Origin of the sequence: Tessaracoccus lubricantis (assembly GCF_039544535.1) — a bacterium.
GTDB classification, from domain to species: Bacteria; Actinomycetota; Actinomycetes; order Propionibacteriales; family Propionibacteriaceae; genus Arachnia; species Arachnia lubricantis.
Genome location: NZ_BAABLV010000024.1, coordinates 68,457 through 88,523 on the forward strand (window position 1 = coordinate 68,457; position 20,067 = coordinate 88,523).

Sequence of the window (20,067 nt, forward strand, 5' to 3'; positions counted from 1 at the left end):
CTGGAGGGGCTCAGCCGAACAACACCATGTTGTTGAACACCCATTCGTTGCGCTGGGTGAACGCGTAGCCCCCGCCCGGCTTCGCCGTCGCCGCGTACACCGTCGTCATCGTGTAGCTGCGACACCCACCCTTGCCTGTGCGGGCCGTGTCACACTCGGTGCGCCACTGGCGCCCCGCGGAGCTGAAGCCCGTCTCGTAGTTGTGGTTGGCCAAGGGGTTGCCGCCCCACTGCGCGCGGGTCATGTACGGCAGGTACGTCAGGTTGTTGAACGCCCAGCCGCTGCGACGCACGAACCGGCCGTCCTCGATGAGCACGACGGTGGCCCAGATGTCGGTCCGGCACCGCTGCGTGCGCGAGTAGGGCTCACACGTGGTCATCCACTCGCGACCGTTGACCGTGTGCTTACCCGCCTTCGTGTACGGAGCCGTGGGCACGAACGGCTCGCGCGGCGCGGGGCTGGTGGGCTGCGACGTCGGCTTGGGGCTCGACGACGGGGTCACCGACGGCGAGGGCGAGGGCGACCCAGATGGCGACGGCGAGGGCGAGGCAGACGGCGACGGCGACACCGGCGCCGGGCACGACACCTTCGCCTCCGCCCAGTCACCCCGATCCCACCAGTAGGCCTCCGCCTGCCCACCGTTGACGACCCCCTCGGCCGGGTCGAGCTCCAACTCCAGCTCCGACACGCCCGTCACGTCGACGTCCACCACCGCGGTCTGCCCCTTCAGCAGCACGTCGCTCTCGAACAGCAGCGCACCGTCGCCCCAGGCCCGGAAGATGATCGACGGGAACTGCTGCGGGCCGCTCATCGTGTCGTCGGGCCCCACGAGGGCGGTGAACCGGCTGCACTGCTCACCCAGCAGGAACGACACCGTCGACGGCGCCTGCATCCCCAGTCCCTTCTCGTAGGTCACGCCTGCGATGCGGAGGGGCTGTGGGGTGACGCCCGGCTGGCTGACCTCTCGGTCGCGCTGCACCGGGAACGTGCCGGAGTCCTCGGTGAGGAAGGGCAGGTCGGACAGGTAGTGGTCGCCGTACGCGGGCGGCGCCGGCTGCGGCAGCGGCCGTTCGACGGCGGCCCGGGCGGCCCGTGCCAGCGCCACCACGTCACCGCGCGGTGCCGACCAGATGCCCGTGCGGTCGGCAGAGGCCAGCCAGGGTTGCGCGTCGTCGAACCAGTCGAAGGCCGCCACCGCCCCGCCCGTGGTGAGCGCGGCGCGGTGCGCGTCGAAGAACTTCTGCCAGCGGGGCTGGTAGTAGGTGCCGACGAGGCCCTGGAACTCGCGGCCGGCGTAGTCGCCCAGCCCGCTCTGGTACCCGGCGCGCGGCCCCCAGACGGTGAGCAGCGTGCGCTGGTTACGCTCGAACGCGGCTGCCTGCTCGACGGTGGTGCCGGCGCTGCGGGCCTCGTCGAGGAGGCGGCCGAGCAGGCTGATCTCCTGCGTGCCGGCCAGTTGGTCCACCAGCGCCATGTCCTCCATCCAGCGGGCGGTCAGTTCGTCGAACTGGCCCAGGTCGCCGGCGCTGACCGCCTTGCGGATCTCGGGCAGCAGGACGCGCCCGTGGTTGCTCAGCACCTGGCGTGCCAGGACCATCAGGTCGTAGCGGTAGGCCGGGTTGCCGCCGAGCCGGTCCGAGGCTGCGAGGAGCCGGGGCAGGGCGGTGGCGAACTCGGTGATGTCGTAGGCGGGGCGCGTCGGCGACCACTGCGACGACGTGGCCGCCGTCAGCGACGGGATCGCGGCGTAGACGCTGTCGTGGGCCTCGGCGAAGTCGCCGCTGGTGGGCAGGGTGTAGGCGGTGCGGCTGACGATCTGCCACGCCGCGACGGCGTCGGCGTCGCGGGCGCCGTAGCGCTTGAAGACGTAGTCGGCCCACCACTGGTCGAGGTCGACAGGGCCGGTGACCCAGGCGAGGTTGGCGAAGAAGTCGAGGGCCGCGCCGTTGTTGTCGCCGCCCTCCGGCATCGCGGCGAGGCCTCGCATGGCGCTGCCGGCCTGGTCCTTGAAGCGGAAGTAGTCGGTGTTCCAGCGGGTGAGCTTGGCGCCGATGGTGGTGTCGCCGCCGTAGTTCCAGATGGTGCCGTACGCCCAGGGCCGGTTCAGCCAGGCCGTCTCGCGGCTGCCGTTGGGGTAGCGGTCGGTGATGCCGTCGACGATGAACGTGGTGGCGGGGTTGACCGCGCCCATGATGTCGTTCTGCGGGTTGGACTGCCAGCCGAGGAACACCCAGGTGGCGCCGGGGTTGGTGGCCTGCAGCGCCTGCTCGATGCGCTTCGTGGCGGCGGGGATGTCGGCCGTGCCGCGCTGGCCGCCCTCGTGCAGGAGGTCCATCTTGTACATGGTGGACCGGCCCAAGCGGGTGGCCGAGGACTCGTAGAACTTCGCGGCCACGGCCGGGAACACCGTCGAGTTGGGGTCGAGCCAGTCTGGGCGCTGGAAGCCCACCCAGCCGCCCTGCGGGACGACGACGGCGCCGGGGTTCCGGGCGACGAAGCCGGGAGGCACCGTGCCGAAGTAGCCCGGCAGCACCGGCGTCATGCCCAGCTCGCGGAGGCGATCGGCGATCCGCCGGCCGAGCGCGGCGCGGGCCTCGATCGACGCCTCGGTGGTGCCGGCGGGCCAGGAGGCCATGTTCTGCAACAGCCACCACGGCTGGTGCTCCGGGGACGGGATCCACGCGGCCGCCTCCGCGGCGGTGTAGCCGAACTGGCGCAGCACGTCGAAGTAGACGGCCTCGGAGCCCACCGGCATGAACACCTGGTTGAAGCCGAGCGCCGCCAGTTCGTCGATCAGCCGCTCCCACTGGTCGAAGGTGCGGTGGGCGCCGGTGTAGCCGTCCTCGGTGTCGTTGCCGTAGTACCGGGCGGCGACATTGGCGGTGCGGCCGAGTTCGCCGTCGGGCAGCGGGAACGCGACGGTGGGGTCGACGTTGCGCACCGTGTAGCTGAGCGACTGCCCGATGCTGCCGAGGTAGTGGTTCAGGCCGGCGACCGCCGTCGACGGGGTGCTGGCGGTGACCCTGATCTTGTCGCCGCTGGTGGTGACGGAGTAGGAGTCCTGGCCCGCCGGCCGCTGGGCGGGCACCGTGATCTCGAACCGGCTGGCGGCGGAGCCGAGGATGCGGGTGAAGGCGTCCCGGGCCGCCTGCTCCTGGGCGTTGGCGGGGGCCGACGGCGGGGTGTCGCTGGCGTGTCCGGTGGCTGCCGCGTTGGGCGGGAGTACGAACATGACGGCGGCGAGCGCGGCGGACAGCAGCGCGGTGATGGTGGCGTTCCAGATCTTCACATGGGCCCCTCGACGTCGAAAGTGTGCAGGCCAGCCAACCAGCGCGTCGGGATGGCTCGGCGGGATCGCGCGCAATCGCGCCGCCGCGTTGAGCGGTCCGCGCCGCCGATCCCGGTGCCCGCGACGCCAGATTCCTCGTGCCCGTCGGGCGGCCGACCTATGATCGGAGGGAAACCCACGGCACACGGCGGTGATTTCTGTGAAGACCATGCAGCGTCTGACCGAGGCCTACAGGGACGCCCGCGTCGAGCTGATCGACGACACGTCCCGGTACGTGATCATGAGCGACTGTCACCGCGGTGACGGCTCGAAGTCCGACGAGTTCCTGAAGAACAAGAACACCTACACCGCGGCGATGGACTACTACTGGAAGAACGGCTTCACGTACGTGGAGGCCGGCGACGGCGACGAGCTGTGGGAGCACGACTTCGCCCACATCATCAGGGCCAACCGGGCGGTGTGGGAGCAGCTCATGCCGTTCCACCGCGCCGGCCGGATGATCCGCATGTGGGGCAACCATGACATCGTCCTGAAGGAGCCCGCCTACGTGCGGGAGCACCTGTGGACGGCGAAGTCGCGGACCACGGGTGAGCACAAGCCGTTCTTCAACGGGCTGGAGCCGGTGGAGGCGGTGGTGTTCCGGCACCGTGAGACGGGGCAGGACGTCCTGCTGGTGCACGGCCACCAGGGCGACTTCCCCAACGACCAGGCGTGGCGGTTCAGCCGGTTCATGATGCGGGCCTTCTGGCGGTACGCGCACGCGTTCGGGTTCCACAGCCCCACCAGCCCCGTGGCCAATGCTGACAAGCGGCACAAGGTGGAGCGCAACTACCGCAAGTGGATCCGGCAGAGCGGGGTCGCCCTGATCTGCGGCCACACGCACCGCGAGCGGTTCCCGCGGCCCAACGACACGCCCTACTTCAACTCGGGCAGCTGCATCTACCCGTCGCACATCACCGCGCTGGAGATCGCAGACGGCACCATCGCGCTGGTCCGTTGGCGCGTCGACCCCAACGAGGACGCCATTCTGCAGGTCACCCGCAGGGTGATGGCCGGGCCGGAGCCGCTGTCGTCGTTCGACCTGCGCCACTCCTGACGCCGGGCGAGCCCTTCAGGCCAGGGCCGGCACGGCGTCGCGCAACTGGGCGAACCTCAGCCCGCCGTCGAGCAGGCGGGGCAGCGCATCGGCCATGCCGGCGGCCGTGCCGCACCCTAGGCGGTTGAAGTGGCCGATGCAGATCGACCCGGCAGCTGCCCCGCCCATGGCGCGGCTCACCTGGGCGGGGCTGAAGGTGGCGCCGGCGTCCGCGTTGACGTCGAAGTTGACCACCCGTTGCCCGAGTTCGGCGACGATCTCCACCGCGACGTCGTCGACATGGGCGGTGCCGGAGCGGAACCACAGCGGCGCCGAGCCGGTCAGTTCGCCGAGCCGGTCACAGCCGCCCATCACCTCGTCGTAGACCTCGCCCGCCGAGCGCGTGCCGGCGATGCCGTAGGCCTCCGCCGCGGTGACCGACAGCGGGCGGTGTGCCGCGCCGTGGTTGGCCAGTTCGAACAGCGGGTCCGCCGCCAGCTCGGCCGCCACGCCGGGGTTGGCGTCGATCCAGCGCGCGTTGAGGAACAGCGTGGCCGGCACCTGGTGGCTGCGCAGCACCTCGACGAGTGCCGCGTCGTAGCCGGAGCCGCGGGGTCCGCCACAGGCGTCGAAGGTGAGGACTGCGGACGGCGAGTCACCGCGCTGCACGACGCCGACGACCTCGAGGCCCCACTGCCGGGGCGTGCGGCCCTCGTAGCGGGCGGCGATGTCGTCGCGGCTGACCGCTGGGAGGGCTGGGGAGGCAGGACTCGGCGGGGGTGACGACGGCGGCCCAATCGGGCTCGGGATCCCGTTGGCCGCACGGCTGGGCGTCGGAGCCGTCGCGGCGGGGGTGGCCGCGGGAGTCGACGGACGGACCGGTGCCGCAGGGGCACATCCCACCAAGCCAAGAATCCCCAGCCCCAGCACCCCACGCCGCGCAATCCCCATGCCGCGCATTCTCGCACTGTCGGCGCCGTGCGTGCGCCCCGGTTGTCGTGGGCGCACGCTGGCGGTTGCGCGGCGCGGCGGTGATAGTGGTGCTGACCGCAGACGTCGTCGGAAGGAGCCGCCATGGCCACCCTCGTCTTCAGCATGAACCAGAGCCTCGACGGGTACGTCGACCACGACAAGTTCGCCCCGGGCCCCACACTGTTCCGGCGCTTCATCGAGGAGGCCCGCACGCAGACGGGCTCGCTGTACGGGCGGGGCGTGTACGAGCTGATGCGCTACTGGGACGACGACGACCCGGGCTGGGGCGACGACGAGCGCGAGTTCGCCGTCGCCCACCGTCGGCAGCCGAAGTGGGTGGTGTCGAGCAGCCTCACCGAGGTGGGCGAGAACGCGTCGCTGCTCACCGGGGACCTGGCAGAGGCAGTGCTGCGGTTGAAGGCCGAGCACGACGGCGAGATCGCGGTGGCCGGGCCCGGGCTGGCCGGCAGCCTGACCGAGCTGGGCCTGATCGACGAGTACCGGATCTACCTCCACCCGGTGGTGCTCGGGGGCGGCGCCCCGTTCTTCACCGGGCCGCGTCCGCGATTGCGGTTGGCGGGTTTCGAGCAGGTGGACGACGACGTGCTGAGGCTGAGCTACGTCCCCGACGGCGGGTGATGGCGCGGGGCAGGATCTGGCACCCAAGGGTGGGCCGAGGTGCACCAGGTGAAAGTTAAGCTCCTGACTAGGGCTCCTGTCCGGGGAGCACCGGAATCCGCCGAAAGGAAAGATCATGAATCGCAGAATCGGCACCTCCATCATCGCCGCCATGGCTGCCCTCGGGTTGGCCGCATGCTCAGGCACCACCGGGGATTCGACGACGCCCACCGCCTCCGTCGAGGCCCCCGCAACGGACACCACCACCACGGCTGACACCGGCTCCGAGTCGCCGTCGGTCGACGAGTCGACGGAGTCGGGGGCCGACCCGAGTACCGAATCGGCATCCTCAAGCCCCTCCGGCACGGACGCACAGCAGACGGTCCAGGACGCCTGCCAGAGCATCTCGGGCCCCCTGGAGGACGCGAGTAGGGCCATCGCGGACATCGCGTCGGTCGCCACCGCTGACCCCCAGGTTGCCGTGGACACCTGGACCGAGTTGGTCGAGGCCTACCGCACGGCCGCGGACAGCGTGGTCAACCCCGAGGTCAAGGCGGCCGCCAGCGCCGTGCAGGAGGACGTCACGATGATGCGCGACGCCATCCAGAAGGCCTACGTCGACCAGGACATGAACGCGGTCACCGAGGTCACCGAGGCCACCACTGAGTTCCAGGCCTCCATGACCGAGCTCCAGTCGCTCTGCACCGGCTAGGTCTCAACGTCAGTGGTCAGGGCCCGCGATTCGCGGGCCCTGACCACTGATTGCTTTCAGACGAGACTGGTGGCCTCGTCGAACCCAAGTCGCGGGTTCCGCGGGAACGTGCCGTCCTCCGCGTCGTGGCCGATGTTGACCACCATGAGACTGCGCAGCGACGTGCCGGGGAAGAACTCCCGGTCCAGCCCCGCGAGGTCGACGCCGCCCATGAGGCCGGCATCGAGCCCGACGGAGCGCACGGCGAGAATGAAGCCGCCAGCCTGCAGCCACGCGTTGTTGCGGGCAAAAGCCTCGCGCATCGCAGCGTCGGCGGCGAACCTATCCCGTGCCCCGGCAGCTTGGGGCGAGACGACGGGCAGGTGCTCGTGGAAGTCGAGGTCGGCTGCGAGGATGGCCACGACGGGGGCGGACTCCGACTTGTGGCGGTTGAACTCCGCCAGCAGTGGCAGCAAGCGAGCCTTGGCACCGGGCGTGCGCACGAACGTGACTCGCAGCGGCTGGCTGTTCAGGGCGGTGGGCGTGAACTTTGCCAAGTCATACACCTGAGCCCTGGTCAACGACGCTGTGAAGCTTCACTGGGTCGCCTCCTCACTGGATCCGCGCCCCGAACGCTTGATTCTGTGCGTCAGCGACCCCGCTGCGGTGAAACATCTCCGAGGCGCTTCATGGCAGGCCGCAGCCATCGCGCACTTGGGTGTCTCGATCGAGATCGTGGAACTCCCTGCTGCGACGGTCGCCGCCATTCGGTCCGCCCAGCGGCGTCAGTACCGTTGACCCGCATCCCGTTCAGGCCATGTGCTCCTCGGCTGGCGGGATCGGCTCCCCCACCGGCGCGGCGCGGCGCCCGGCCCGTCGTCGCAGCCATGCCCGGATCGGGAAGAACAGCACCAACGCCGTCACCCACACCGGGGCCGTGGCGATCAGCAGGGTCAACAGGCCCGTGAGCAGTCCGGCGGCGCCGCGGATGCCGTCGGTGATCGCCTCACGGAAGCCCCAGGACTCTCCGGCCGGCGTCACCACCGAGCGCGGCTCGACCAGCTCGATGGTCACCGTCGCCATCGCGGCCTGCCGTTCGAGGTAGGTCACCTGGGCGTCCATGGCCTCAATCTCGCCGCGGACCCGCGTCAGCTCCTTCTCGATCGAGAGCATGTCCTCGACGGTCTTCGCCGCGTCGAAGAACTCCCGCAGCCGCGCCTCCTGGGCACGCATGTTCTCCAGCCGCGCCGACAGGTCCACGTGCTCCTGGGTCACGTCGCTGACCGCCTCCGACTGGAACTTCACCACGCCGAGGGCGGCCACCTCACCGAGGTACTCCTCGTACGTGTCGGCCGGCACCCGGGTGGTCACCCAGCCGCGCAGCGCCGTCCCGTCACCGGACGGTGCCCCGTCCTCGCCGTAGCGGTAGAGCCATTCGTCGGTGTCGGTGGCCACCTGCATGTCGGTGACCGTCCCGCCATGGCTGCGGGCGAGGTCGCGGATCTTCGTCACGGCGTCGGGGGTGCTGTCCACCTCGAGGCGCAGCACCTTGGAGCGGATCATCAGCCGGCCTTCGTCGCCGTCGCCGGTGTCCTCCTCGCCATCACCGCCCTGTTCCGGCATGCCCACCGAACCGCCGCCGACGGCCGGCGCCGCCGGGTCAACGGCGGGCGAGTCGCCCTGCTCCGACTGGGCACAGGCGCCCACCAACAGCGTCATCAGCACCGCGACGACGACTCGCACCGCGGTGCGCAGCCCAGCGTTCCCCCACATGGCGCCTCCTCGATTGGCCTGTGGCGTCGAGGCTACCGCCGCGTCGAGCTGTGGAGTATGGCCCGGGCGCAGCCGAGTCCAGATCGTTACGTCGGGCACGCGCCGCGCGGTCGTCATGGATTCGCCGCATGCCCAGCACCCGGGCATCGAACGGTGCACGATGAGGGGTAAGGAGGTTGAGATGAGTTACGGACTTCGCATCGACCTGGAGCGGCCCTTCGACGACGTGGTGGCGCTCACCAAGGAGTCCCTCGCACAGAGCGGCTTCGGCATCCTCACCGAGATCGACGTGCGGCAGACGCTGAAGAACAAGCTGGACGTCGACGTCGACAGCCAGGTCATCCTCGGCGCCTGCAACCCGGGCTTCGCGTACAAGGGGCTGCAGATCGAGCCGTCGCTCGGGGTGCTGCTGCCGTGCAACGTGGTGGTGCGGCACACGGGTGGCGTCACGGTCGTGGAGGCGATCGACCCGGAGACGATGGTGGCCATCACCGACAACCCGGAGATGGAGCCGCTGGCCGACGAGGTGCGCGACGCGCTGCGGGCGGCGTTGGACCGCGTGTACGTCAGCGTGACGGGGAGGACCGAGGGCGTCTGACGACGTCAGGCCGGGTCGAGGGCGAGGAGTTTGCGCAACACCGCCTGATACCCCGCGCGGATGACACGCGCGGCCAGCGGCTGGAGGAAGCCGGGCAGCCAAGGTAGCCGCACCTGTTGGTGCCACGTCACCAGGGAGCCGTCCCGGATGGGCATTACGGTGAGCAGGATGGTGCCCCGGATGGCGCGGCCATGCTTCGAGATGCGGACCCGGGCGGCGGAGAAGTCCGCGCCCTGCGTCAGTTCGTCGACCCGCATCACGTCGTCGAACCCGACCGGCCCCACCGCCGTCCTGGCGATGAACTCTGCGCCCGGCGCGAGCTCGTCGAGCGTCAGGGCCGGCGAGACGGAGGTGAAGGGGATGATGCGGCTGTGCTGGCGCAGGTCGAGCACGCGGCGCAGCGCCTCGCGCGGTGGACAGGTGCACGCGATCTCGACGGTGAACGATGCCAGCTGTCTCATGTCGACAACCCTATTGGGGCCGCTCCCGGGGGCATCAGCCCCGTCACAAAAGAAGGAGCCCTGTCCAAGTGACTTCGGACAGGGCCTCATCCAGCGCGCTCGGAGGGACTCGAACCCCCAACCTTCTGATCCGTAGTCCCCGCGTTTGCTGTTCGGCAGCGTCCGCTGGGGTCCGATATTACCCCTCTGACAATGCCAGATGCTGGGATAACGTTCTAGAGCGTTCGCAGGGGTTCACACTGGTTGCCCCCATCGCTGCCCCCATGCCACTGCCCTCCTACGCGACTCCACGGCGCGTGGCTCGCCAGGCCCACGCCCCACAAGAGAGGCGATTCATAGCTCCGCTGTTCGCCCACTCTGGGCAGGATCCGCCACGCTCCGAGCCTCTAGCCGTGCTCGTTAGTAGTAGGCCAGAAGTTCCGCGTTTGCCTGATTGGAGGAAAAGGCCTCTTAGTAACTGTTAGCCATGTGTGCCTGATGGTCTGTCGGCGCTGTGGGGTCGAGCAGCACGCTCCTGCCGGGAGCCCCTTGGCCCGCCGGTCAGTGGTCATCGCTAGGGTGGGCCTCACCGAGCCACCGACGACCAGGGAGAGACGACGCCACATGGCCCCCACTACCAAGGAAGCCCAGCGCGCTGAGTTACACAAGACCATTTGGCGCATCGCCAACGACCTGAGGGGCAGCGTCGACGGCTGGGACTTCAAGAGCTATGTGCTCGGCATGCTGTTCTACCGCTTCATCTCTGAGAACCTCACCGCCTACATCAACACCTTCGAGCGCGACGCCGGGGTTGCAGACTTCGACTACACCCAGCTCAGCGACGCCGAGGCCGAGTTCGGCCGCGACGTCACCGTCGCCGAGAAGGGCTTCTACATCCTCCCCTCGGAGCTGTTCGTCAACGTCCGCCGCCGAGCCAAGCACGACGCGAACCTCAACGAGACCCTGGAGCGCGTGTTCAAGAACATCGAGGGCTCCGCGCTCGGCACCCCCAGCGAGAACGACCTCAAGGGCCTCTTCGACGACCTCGACGTCAACTCCTCCAAGCTCGGCCCCACCGTCGCCCGCCGCAACGAGAAGCTGGTCAAGCTTCTCGACGCCATCGGCGACCTGCCCCTGGGCAACTTCGAGGACAACACCATCGACCTGTTCGGCGACGCCTACGAGTACCTGATGACCATGTACGCCTCCAGCGCCGGCAAGTCCGGCGGCGAGTTCTACACCCCGCAGGAGGTCTCTGAACTGCTGGCCCGCATCACGGTGGTGGGCAAGACGTCGGTCAACAAGGTCTACGACCCGGCCGCCGGGTCCGGATCGCTGCTGCTGAAGTTCGCCAAGGTGCTCGGCAAGGACAACGTCCACAACGGGTTCTTCGGCCAGGAGATCAACCTGACCACGTACAACCTGGCGCGGATCAACATGTTCCTCCACGACATCAACTACGAGAAGTTCGACCTCGCGCACGGCGACACGCTCACCGACCCCGCCCACTGGGACGACGAGCCGTTCGAGGCGATCGTGTCCAACCCGCCCTATTCCATCAAGTGGGACGGCGACGCCAACCCGCTGCTCATCAACGACCCCCGATTCTCCCCCGCTGGAGTCCTGGCCCCGAAGTCGAAGGCCGACCTCGCCTTCACCATGCACATCCTCAGCTGGCTGGCCGTCGACGGCACCGCCGCCATCGTCGAGTTCCCCGGCGTCCTCTACCGGGGTGGCGCGGAGCGCAAGATCCGCCAGTACCTCATCGACAACAACTACATCGACGCGGTCATCCAGCTCCCGCCGGACCTGTTCTTCGGCACCACCATCGCCACCTGCATCATCGTGCTGAAGAAGTCGAAGACCGACAACCAGGTGCTGTTCATCGACGCCTCCGCAGAGTTCACCCGTGCCGGGAACAAGAACAAGCTCACCGATCCCCACCAGCGCCGCATCCTCGACGCCTTCACCGCCCGCTCCGACGAGGCCCACTATGCCAAGCTCGTCTCGGCCGACGACATCGCCGCCAACGACTACAACATCGCCGTCTCGTCCTACGTCGAGCAGGAAGATAACCGCGAGGAGATCGACATCACCGCCCTCAACGCGGAGATCGCCCGCATCGTCGCCCGGCAGCAGGAACTTCGAGCGGCAATCGACGAGATCGTCGCGGACCTCGAGGAACCGGCATGAGTAGCATCGACGAACTGCTGTCAAGGCTGGCGCCTGACGGAGTGCAACATCGTGCCCTTCAGGAGGTTGGCTCATTCGTTCGAGGCGGCGGCCCACAAAAGAAGGACTTCTCCGACGAAGGCGTGGGCTGCATTCACTACGGCCAGATCTACACCCACTACGGTATCCACACCTCGACGACGCTCTCCCATGTCAGCCCTGAGGTGGCCGCTCGCTCCCGCAGGGCGCAACCTGGAGATGTGATCATTGCAGTGACAGGCGAGAACGACGCAGATCTTGCTCGGGCTGTCGCATGGCTGGGCAACGCGCCGGTTGCCGTGAGCAATCACACACTCATCTACACTTCGAGCCTCGACCCCAAGTACGTCTCCCTACTTCCTCCGATCTTCGGGATTCTCGGAGCAGAAACAGACTCGGATATTCGGGACGAAGGTGCGCTCAATCTCGGCTCAGCAGTTCGGGACCATCCGCATTCCTGTCCCGCCAGTTGAGGTGCAGCGCGAGATCGTCCGCATCCTGGATCACTTCACGGAGCTGGAGGCGGAGCTGGAGGCGGAGCTGGAGGCGCGGCGATTGCAGTACCACCACTACGCGGAGCAATTGCTGCAAAGCCAGGGGGACGTGCCAAGGATGCGGATGGGGGATGCCGCGAACATCGTCCGCGGCGCGTCCCCCCGTCCCATCCAAGCCTTCATGACTCAGGACCCCGAGGGAATTCCATGGATTAAGATCGGCGACGTTCCGAACGACGGGAAGTACATCACGAGAACTGCTCAGCGGGTCTCAGCTGCAGGGGCCTCGAAGTCTCGACGGGTGCACCCAGGCGACTTCGTGCTCTCCAACTCCATGAGCTTCGGACGTCCGTACATCTCGAAGATCGAGGGATGTATCCACGACGGATGGCTCGCCATCAGCGATTTCTCTCAACATTTCGTGCCCGACTACCTCTACTACCTGTTGCGCTCTTCATCGATCCAGGCCGAGTTCGCCAGACGAGCAGGGGCCGGGACCGTGAAGAACTTGAACGCGGACATCGTCAAGAGCGTGGTTGTGCCTGTCCCTCCACGCCAGCGACAGGTGCAGGTTGTCGAGCTCCTCGACCATTTCGACACCATCCTCAGCGACTTGAGCTTCGGACTGCCAGCCGAGCTGACGGCCCGTCGTAGGCAGTATGAGTACTACCGCGACAAGTTGCTCACCTTCGAGGAGAAGCGATGAACGGCAAGCACATTGAACTCTTCCTCGTCGAGGGAGTGCCCGGCGGGATCACGACCGCCGAAATCGCAGGCTGGACCGGGCATGTGCTCTCCGGACCGCGCGCCGATCTTGCCGACATCCTCAAGCGTGACGAGGCGCAACGAAACGGCGCCTATCTGTTGCTGGGTGACGACGACGACGCCGTCGGGGGCGTGAACTGCTACATCGGGCGCACAGAGAACTTCCGCAACCGGTTCAGGGATCACCAGGCCAAGAAGGAGTTCTGGGACCGGGTCGTCCTCATCACTGCGAAGGACGACGGCTTCAACGAGGGTCACTGGGGCTACCTCGAAGCCAGGCTGGTCGACCTGGCCAAGCAGGCGGCCCGCGTGACGCTCCGCAACGACAACACACCCCAAGGACGAAAGCTGTCCGAGGCGCAGGCCTCAGACATGGAGTCCTTCCTCAGCCACCTGCAGATCATCTTGCCGGTCCTGGGCGTGAGCGTGATTCGCACCCGTACCGCACCCCAGGTGGAGCCCACACCCTCCACGGACTCCCCAGTCTTCACTCTGACTCGGCCCCACTTGGGTGTTCAGGCGAGGGCGCAGTTGTTCGGTGATGAGTTCACGATTCTCGCCGGCTCCCTCGTGGTGGGTTCCTGGTCGGGCACCGGGAAGGCGCAGAGCACGCAGCGGGCCTACGCCTCGTACCGCGCGCAGCACCAGAAGCTGGTGGCAGACGGGTCCATCGTCGTCGAGGGCAAGGTAGGACGCCTGACCCGCGACGTGCCGTTCACCTCGCCGTCGACCGCTGGCGCCGTCGCTCTCGGACGCTCCTGCAACGGCCGGATCGAGTGGGTGTGGGCGGGCGGGAACTACGCCGACTGGGAAAACCGTGGCCTCACCCTCTGACCTACCGCACGCAGCCAGTCGGAACCTCTCGGTCCTTGAAGCGCGTCATGCTCATCTTCAAGATCATGCTGAAGCTCATTCCAGCCCCGGGGGCGAGCAGCATCGGCTCGCTTGAAGCCTTGTGAAACGGCAACCGCGCCAGTCCCGCAGCATCTCACAGGCTTGGCACGACCCTCGTCCGTCTTCATCCTAAGATCATGCTAACGAACTAGGATGATGGTGAGCATGATGGAGGAAAGCCCTGTGGAGACTGAGACCTTGATCCGAACCCTCCGCCTCACGTCCGCTGAGCCAACCGACGTGGAGGTCAAAGCAGCCTCCGGCGGGTGCCCTCGCTCGCTGCGCGAGACCCTCAGCGTCTTCTCCAACGCTGGCGGTGGCACAATTCTGCTTGGTCTGACTGACAGCGATTTCACAGCGCTGGACGTGGACGCCGACGCGCTCCGAACAGCACTGGCCGGCATGGCCGCCAACGACGTCACCCCTCCGGCACGCGGAAGCATCGAGATCGAACTGTTCGAGGGACGGCGGATTGTCCGAATGGACGTCATCGAGATGGACCCAGTCGAGAAGCCCTGCTACGTGACGGCGCAGGGTCGCTACTCCGGCTCCTACATCCGGACGGCCGATGGCGACCGTCGGTTGAGCCATTACGAGATCGACAGGCTATTGGAGAACCGCACTCAGCCAGAGTTCGATCGTGAGGTTGTAGCGGAGGCGAGCGTGGAGGACCTGGACCCAGGGCTGATCGCGGCCTACCTGGACAGAATCACCCAGGCGCGCCCGAGGGGCTTCGCTGGCCTGGATCAAGCGGCCGTTATGAATCGGCTCGGGCTGACAGCAACCCGGGGAGGGGCGCCTCACCCGACGCTCGCCGCGCTCTTGACCTTCGGCGCTTATCCCCAGCAGTTCTTTCCACAACTCAACATCACCGTGGTGGCCCTTCCCACCCCGCGCATGGGAGACCCCGCCCCGAACGGGGAGCGGTTTCTGGACAACATCACCTGTGACGGCCCGATAGGAACCATGCTCTCCGATGCCATCGCAGGGGTGACGCGCAACATGACGAGGGCAGCGGTGATAGAGGGCACAGGCCGCGTGGACCGCTACGAGTATCCACTCGAGGTCGTGCGGGAGTTGCTCGTCAACGCCGTCATGCACCGGGACTACTCGCCCGGGGCACGCGGATCTCAGATCCAGGTAGAGCTCTACCCGGACAGGCTCGTCGTCCGGAGCCCCGGCGGGTTCTACGGCCTCGTGGATCCAGCAGACTTCGGAGATCCCGCCGTGTCGTCCTCCCGGAACGCGTTGCTTGCCAGGATCCTCGCGGATACCCCTCTCGGCGGGCGGGGCGAGATGCTCGCCGAGAACCGCGGATCAGGCATCCCCACGGTCCTGCGCACGCTGCACCGGGCGGGCCGGGTGCCGCCGGAGTTCCACGCCGACCTCAGGCGAGTCGAGGTGACGGTCCCTCATCACGCTCTTCTCACACCCGAAGTCGTCGGCTGGATCGACTCTCTTGGCCAGGACCTGTCGCAAGCTCAGATACAAACGCTTGCCCTCCTCTACTCGGGCAAAGCGGTTCGGAACCAGACGCTGCAGGGCTGGGGGATTCACGCCGCCGACGCCACACGCGAGCTGACGGACCTGGTGCGTCGAGGGTTGGTGGTGAAGGTGGGCGATCGCCGGGGAGCGTCGTATCTCCTCGCCGACACGGCCGCCGAGACGCAGAGGCTCCTGGCTCTCACCGCGCGCCAGAGAGCCATCCTCAACTTCCTCACCCCCGGCATGGATGTGGCGGTGGGTGACCTCATTGAGCCGCTCGGGGTCGGGAGGGCAACCGTCACCAACGACCTCAATGCCCTTATTGAGGCCGGTCTCGTGGTCGCATCCGCTCCTCCGCGCAGCAAGAATCGAACCTACCGACGGACCAACTCCAAGCCCGGGAAGGCCACGCCGTGACCCGCACACCCTCGCACTTCGAGCCGATCGCTATCAGCGCCGAGAGCACAGTCGTCGCCGAGTACGTGGCGGAGCCGTCGTCGGCGGCGGGTTACCAGTCCGAGGCCGACCTCGAGCGCGAGTTTATCGCAACACTCGAGTGTCAGGCCTACGAGCGCCTCTACGTGGGCAGCGAGGCCGACCTCATCGCGAATCTGCGCCGACAGCTGGAGGCGCTCAACCAGATCACTTTCTCCGACGAGGAATGGCAGCATTTCTTCACCGAGCAGGTTTCCAGCGCCAACGCGGGGATCGTCGACAAGACCGTCAGCATCCAGGAGGACCACGTCAAGCTGCTGCGCCGCGACGACGGGTCAACGAAGAACGTGCGTCTGCTCGACAAGGAGCACATCCACAACAACAAGCTGCAGGTCCTCAACCAGTACGAGACCGGCGTGGGCGAGGGCGGTGGAAACCATGCCACCCGCTACGACGTCACCGTCCTGGTCAACGGGCTGCCCTTGGTGCATGTGGAGCTGAAGCGTCGCGGGGTGGACATCCGAGAAGCGTTCAACCAGATCAACCGCTACCAGCGCGTCTCGTTCTGGGCCGGGTCAGGGCTCTTCGAATACGTCCAGCTCTTCGTCATCTCCAACGGCACCCTGACCAAGTACTACTCCAACACCACCCGCCGCCAGCACCTGGCCGAGAGTTCCGGGTCGCGGCGCACCCGCAAGACGTCGAACTCGTTCGAGTTCACCTCCTGGTGGGCCGACGCCAACAACCGTCCCATCCAGGACCTGACGGCGTTCGCCAAGACGTTCTTCGCCCGCCACACCCTGCTCAACATCCTCACCCGGTACTGCGTCCTCACCTCGGACCGGTTGCTCCTGGTGATGCGGCCCTACCAGATCGTGGCCACCGAGAAGATCCTGGGCAAGATCCAGATCGCCACCAACTACAAGAAGCTCGGCACCCTCGACGCGGGCGGTTACGTGTGGCACACCACCGGCTCCGGCAAGACGCTGACCAGCTTCAAGGCCGCCCAACTCGCCACCCGGATGCCGGGTGTGGAGAAGGTGCTGTTCGTCGTCGACCGCAAGGATCTGGACTACCAGACCATGCGCGAGTATGACCGGTTCCAGAAGGGCGCGGCCAATTCCAACACCTCCACCGCCGTGCTGAAGAAGCAACTGGAGGACCCCTCGGCGCGCATCATCATCACCACCATCCAGAAGCTCGCCACCTTCATCGCAGGCAACAAGGGCCACGAGATCTACAGCGGCCACGTGGTGATCATCTTCGACGAGTGCCACCGCTCCCAGTTCGGCGACATGCACACCGCCATCACCCGGGCATTCAAGCGCTACCACCTGTTCGGGTTCACCGGCACCCCGATCTTCGCCGCCAACTCCGGCACGGGTGGCAATCCCCAGCTCCGAACCACCGAGCAGGCCTTCGGTGAGACGCTGCACACCTACACGGTCGTCGACGCGATCACCGACAAGAACGTGCTGCCGTTCCGCATCGATTACGTCAACACCGTCCAGGTGGGGCAGGTCGTCGACAAGCAGGTCTCCGCCATCGACACCGAACGTGCCCTGCTCGCGCACGAGCGGATCGCCAAGGTCGTGGCCTACACGCTGGAGCACTTCGACCAGAAGACGAAGCGGTCGCAGGCCTACACACTGGGTGCGAAACGCGTGCGAGGGTTCAACGCTCTCTTCGCCACGGCGTCGATCGACGCGGCCCGCCGCTACTACAACCAGTTCCACCTCCAGCAACAGGACCTCCCCTCGGATCAACAGCTGAAGATCGGCCTGATCTACTCCTACGCCGCAAACGAAGCCGTCGACGACAGCGTCCTCGACGAGGAGGGCTTCGACACCTACGGCCTCGACGCGTCCGCGCGGGACTTCCTGGAGGACGCCATCCAGGACTACAACGACCTGTTCGGCACCAGCTTCGACACCTCGGCCCAGCGGTTCGAGAACTACTACAAGGACCTGTCGATGCGGCTGAAGAACCGCGAGATCGACCTCGTGATCGTGGTCAACATGTTCCTCACCGGCTTCGACGCGACCACGCTCAACACGCTCTTCCTGGACAAGAACCTGCGCGCCCACGGCCTCATCCAGGCCTACTCCCGCACCAACCGAATCCTCAACTCGGTCAAGACCTACGGCAACATCGTGTCGTTCCGGGACCTGGAGCAGCAGACCAACGACGCCATCGCCCTATTCGGCAACCGCGACGCCCGCGGAGTGGTGCTCCTCAAACCGTACGCTGACTACTACGCCGAGTACGGCGAGAAGGTCACCGAACTGCTGGACCGCTTCCCCCTGCACCAGCAACTGATCGGCGAGGGCGAGGAGAAGGCATTCATCGGCCTGTTCGGCGCCATTCTCCGCCTGACCAACATCCTGACCGCATTCGACGATTTCGCCGGAGAGCAGTTGCTGACCGACCGGCAGAGCCAGGACTATCGCAGCCGCTACCTCGACCTCCACGCCCAGTACCGAGCAGTCACGGACTCCGAACGGGAGACCATCAACGACGACCTGGTGTTCGAGATCGAGCTGGTCAAGCAGGTGGAGATCAACGTCGACTTCATCCTCCTGCTGGTCGAGCAGTACCGGCAGCAACGCGGCGACGGCGACGACAAGGAACTGCGCGCCACCATCACCCGTGCCGTCGACGCGTCCCCATCCCTGCGCAGCAAGAAGGACCTCATCGAGGAGTTCGTCGACTCGGTGTCGACGCAGGGGGAACTAGACCGCGAATGGCAGACCTACATCGCCGCCCGCCGCGACGCGGAACTCCAGGCCATCATCGAGGAGGAGCAACTCAAGCCAGCAGAAACCCGGAGCTTCGTCGACCACGCCTTCGCCGACGGTTCCCTCCAGACCGCAGGGACCTCCGTCACCAGGATCCTCCCTCCGGCCTCCCGCTTCGCCGCAGCAGGCGGAGGCCACGCCGAGAAGAAGAATCGAGTGCTGGCCCGTCTTGGAGCCTTCCTGGAGCGCTTCCTGGGGCTCGGATAGGTAGGCGCCGAAGGGGGCTCTATCCAGCATCGGCCGTTTCATCGTTGCTGTCCACGAGCTGCGTGACGGAAGGATCGCCTAGCGGCATCAGGCGGCCTTCGACAAGGTCTAGGTACTGCTCGGGCTCCCCCAGGAGCTCGACCGGCATGCCCGGTGTCAGCCCGAGCTTCCTGGCGTCAGCTTGGAACCTCTTGTACTGAGCTGGGGTGAGCACGTCCTTCGCCATCCCGGCTGCAGCGAGATGCAGATCTCCGAGCATCTTCCGCTGCTGCAGTGCTTTCAGGGGCCTGAGAGCCGTCATTATTCCGGAGTCTCCCGGAAGTGGGGAACCCCACCTGACGGCGTCCCAGCGGGCCTCCAAGGCCTTCCAGGAGGCCTCGGCGGAGACATCCCTGAGCTTGGTCAGCCCGTGGGTCTTGAGCCTGTCACCCTGCAACTGCGCCTCGAACCTAAAGAGCCGGTCGTTGCCTTCTGCAAGGGAACAGTCGACATCTCGGCTGGCCAGTTCAGCCTGCTTGTCGTACAGCCGGTCTTGACCGCTCCGCCTGGTGGAGTTGACCAGGGTCCAGCCCGCAGTGCTGTTGGTGTACTCGGCCCTGCTGCGTCCGTACCTGCATTGGATGGCGGGAAGAACGCGCTTAATGAGTCCGGGCTCGCTGACGGTGAAGTTGCGCGCGATATCCAGCCGCTTGACCGTTACCAGCTCGGGCCAGCTTTCCTCCCAGTGCTGCAGCCCAGCCGGGCCCGTGCGGATGAAATCAGGACAGGCATAGCGGCTCACTTCCCTGATGACCCCCTCCGCGACGCTCTGTAGATGTGCGATAGGAAGGAGTGGGGCGGACTTGCCGTGGATCAGCCGCGCCGCGTTGAACTCCACGTGGCAGACCTGATTTTGTGCGAAGAGGGTGACGCGAGCGTCGCCCTTCGGGAAGTTCATGAAACCAACATGGGTCTCGTCTTCGACGTGGGTACCCGGGCGGATTTGGCTACTGGTCCTTGCCCAGAACGCGGCATGAGTGAGGGACTGGTTGGGGTCCACCCGGAAGGAGAGCTTGACGGTGTCCACTCCCCAATCGGTACGGAGGCCGCCTACAACCGCTCCCGCATCATGCTTCAGATCGTGTGGAGAGTGGAGTGCTGCATGGTGCTCCTCCATACCTCCAGCAATCGTCCTTTCCCTGTCATCCTTCGTGGCTCTGTCAGTAAGGGAAGGTGGACGGTTTTTGTCCACATGGACGCGGGTGGACGCACCTGGTGCCGCGGAGCCGATCGGCTCGACCACGGTGGAAGGCAGGTACAACGAGGATGCAAGTGTGTTCATT

Annotated in this window: 16 protein-coding genes; 10 read left to right on the forward strand and 6 right to left on the reverse strand. The window is 66.8% G+C overall.

The window, feature by feature from the left end; all coding sequences use genetic code 11:
* Positions 1–10: 10 nt before the first annotated feature.
* On the reverse strand, positions 11–3,289 hold the full coding sequence (locus ABEA30_RS07735) for an alpha-N-acetylglucosaminidase TIM-barrel domain-containing protein (RefSeq protein WP_345581477.1): 3,279 nt from the start codon (positions 3,287–3,289) through the stop codon (positions 11–13).
* Positions 3,290–3,497: 208 nt separating this feature from the next.
* Here ABEA30_RS07735 and ABEA30_RS07740 point away from each other — a divergent pair, with 208 nt between their 5' ends.
* Positions 3,498–4,385 carry a metallophosphoesterase family protein gene (locus tag ABEA30_RS07740; protein WP_345581480.1) on the forward strand — a complete coding sequence of 296 codons (888 nt, stop codon included), beginning with the start codon at positions 3,498–3,500 and terminating at the stop codon, positions 4,383–4,385.
* Between the two features lie 15 nt (positions 4,386–4,400).
* Here ABEA30_RS07740 and ABEA30_RS07745 read toward each other — a convergent pair whose 3' ends face one another.
* The gene (locus tag ABEA30_RS07745; protein WP_345581483.1) at positions 4,401–5,315 is read right to left on the reverse strand and encodes a polysaccharide deacetylase family protein; all 915 of its coding nucleotides are present in this window, start codon (positions 5,313–5,315) and stop codon (positions 4,401–4,403) included.
* Between the two features lie 123 nt (positions 5,316–5,438).
* Between ABEA30_RS07745 and ABEA30_RS07750 the strand changes: the two genes are divergently transcribed.
* Together ABEA30_RS07750 and ABEA30_RS07755 are read left to right on the forward strand one after the other, a co-directional pair.
* On the forward strand, positions 5,439–5,975 hold the full coding sequence (locus ABEA30_RS07750) for a dihydrofolate reductase family protein (RefSeq protein WP_345581486.1): 537 nt from the start codon (positions 5,439–5,441) through the stop codon (positions 5,973–5,975).
* Positions 5,976–6,090: 115 nt separating this feature from the next.
* Complete coding sequence (locus ABEA30_RS07755) at positions 6,091–6,666, forward strand: hypothetical protein (protein WP_345581489.1); 576 nt, start codon at positions 6,091–6,093, stop codon at positions 6,664–6,666.
* A gap of 56 nt (positions 6,667–6,722) precedes the next feature.
* On the opposite strand, the gene ABEA30_RS07760 is transcribed toward ABEA30_RS07755, so the two are convergent.
* Together ABEA30_RS07760 and ABEA30_RS07765 are read right to left on the reverse strand one after the other, a co-directional pair.
* Complete coding sequence (locus ABEA30_RS07760; protein WP_345581492.1) at positions 6,723–7,211, reverse strand: malonic semialdehyde reductase; 489 nt, start codon at positions 7,209–7,211, stop codon at positions 6,723–6,725.
* Positions 7,212–7,455: 244 nt separating this feature from the next.
* On the reverse strand, positions 7,456–8,418 hold the full coding sequence (locus ABEA30_RS07765; protein WP_345581495.1) for a DUF4349 domain-containing protein: 963 nt from the start codon (positions 8,416–8,418) through the stop codon (positions 7,456–7,458).
* Between the two features lie 181 nt (positions 8,419–8,599).
* Here ABEA30_RS07765 and ABEA30_RS07770 point away from each other — a divergent pair, with 181 nt between their 5' ends.
* Positions 8,600–9,016: a DUF302 domain-containing protein gene (locus ABEA30_RS07770; RefSeq protein ID WP_345581498.1), complete on the forward strand. Its 417-nt coding sequence runs from the start codon at positions 8,600–8,602 to the stop codon at positions 9,014–9,016.
* Between the two features lie 5 nt (positions 9,017–9,021).
* Here the strand turns inward: ABEA30_RS07770 and ABEA30_RS07775 are convergent, their stop codons facing one another.
* Positions 9,022–9,477, reverse strand: a complete 456-nt coding sequence (locus tag ABEA30_RS07775) for an SRPBCC family protein (protein ID WP_345581501.1) — start codon at positions 9,475–9,477, stop codon at positions 9,022–9,024.
* 603 nt (positions 9,478–10,080) lie between these two features.
* Here ABEA30_RS07775 and ABEA30_RS07780 point away from each other — a divergent pair.
* The 6 genes from ABEA30_RS07780 to ABEA30_RS07805 all read left to right on the forward strand — a co-directional run bounded on the left by ABEA30_RS07780 (position 10,081) and on the right by ABEA30_RS07805 (position 18,745).
* Positions 10,081–11,649, forward strand: coding sequence for a type I restriction-modification system subunit M (locus ABEA30_RS07780; RefSeq protein ID WP_345581503.1), 1,569 nt, complete (start codon positions 10,081–10,083; stop codon positions 11,647–11,649).
* A complete protein-coding gene (locus ABEA30_RS07785) occupies positions 11,646–12,140 on the forward strand; it encodes a restriction endonuclease subunit S domain-containing protein (protein WP_345581506.1) in 495 nt (164 codons plus the stop codon). The genes ABEA30_RS07780 and ABEA30_RS07785 overlap by 4 nt, the downstream gene beginning before the upstream one ends.
* Complete coding sequence (locus ABEA30_RS07790; protein WP_345581509.1) at positions 12,082–12,867, forward strand: restriction endonuclease subunit S; 786 nt, start codon at positions 12,082–12,084, stop codon at positions 12,865–12,867. Before ABEA30_RS07785 ends, ABEA30_RS07790 begins: the two co-directional genes overlap by 59 nt.
* The gene (locus ABEA30_RS07795) at positions 12,864–13,760 is read left to right on the forward strand and encodes a GIY-YIG nuclease family protein (protein ID WP_345581512.1); all 897 of its coding nucleotides are present in this window, start codon (positions 12,864–12,866) and stop codon (positions 13,758–13,760) included. Before ABEA30_RS07790 ends, ABEA30_RS07795 begins: the two co-directional genes overlap by 4 nt.
* Positions 13,761–13,985: 225 nt before the next feature.
* Positions 13,986–15,722, forward strand: coding sequence for an ATP-binding protein (locus ABEA30_RS07800; protein WP_345581548.1), 1,737 nt, complete (start codon positions 13,986–13,988; stop codon positions 15,720–15,722).
* Positions 15,719–18,745 (forward strand): type I restriction endonuclease subunit R, encoded by a 3,027-nt coding sequence (locus ABEA30_RS07805; RefSeq protein WP_345581515.1) that lies wholly within the window; start codon positions 15,719–15,721, stop codon positions 18,743–18,745. Before ABEA30_RS07800 ends, ABEA30_RS07805 begins: the two co-directional genes overlap by 4 nt.
* A gap of 19 nt (positions 18,746–18,764) precedes the next feature.
* On the opposite strand, the gene ABEA30_RS07810 is transcribed toward ABEA30_RS07805, so the two are convergent.
* Positions 18,765–20,066, reverse strand: coding sequence for a hypothetical protein (locus tag ABEA30_RS07810; protein WP_345581518.1), 1,302 nt, complete (start codon positions 20,064–20,066; stop codon positions 18,765–18,767).
* Position 20,067: the final 1 nt, after the last annotated feature.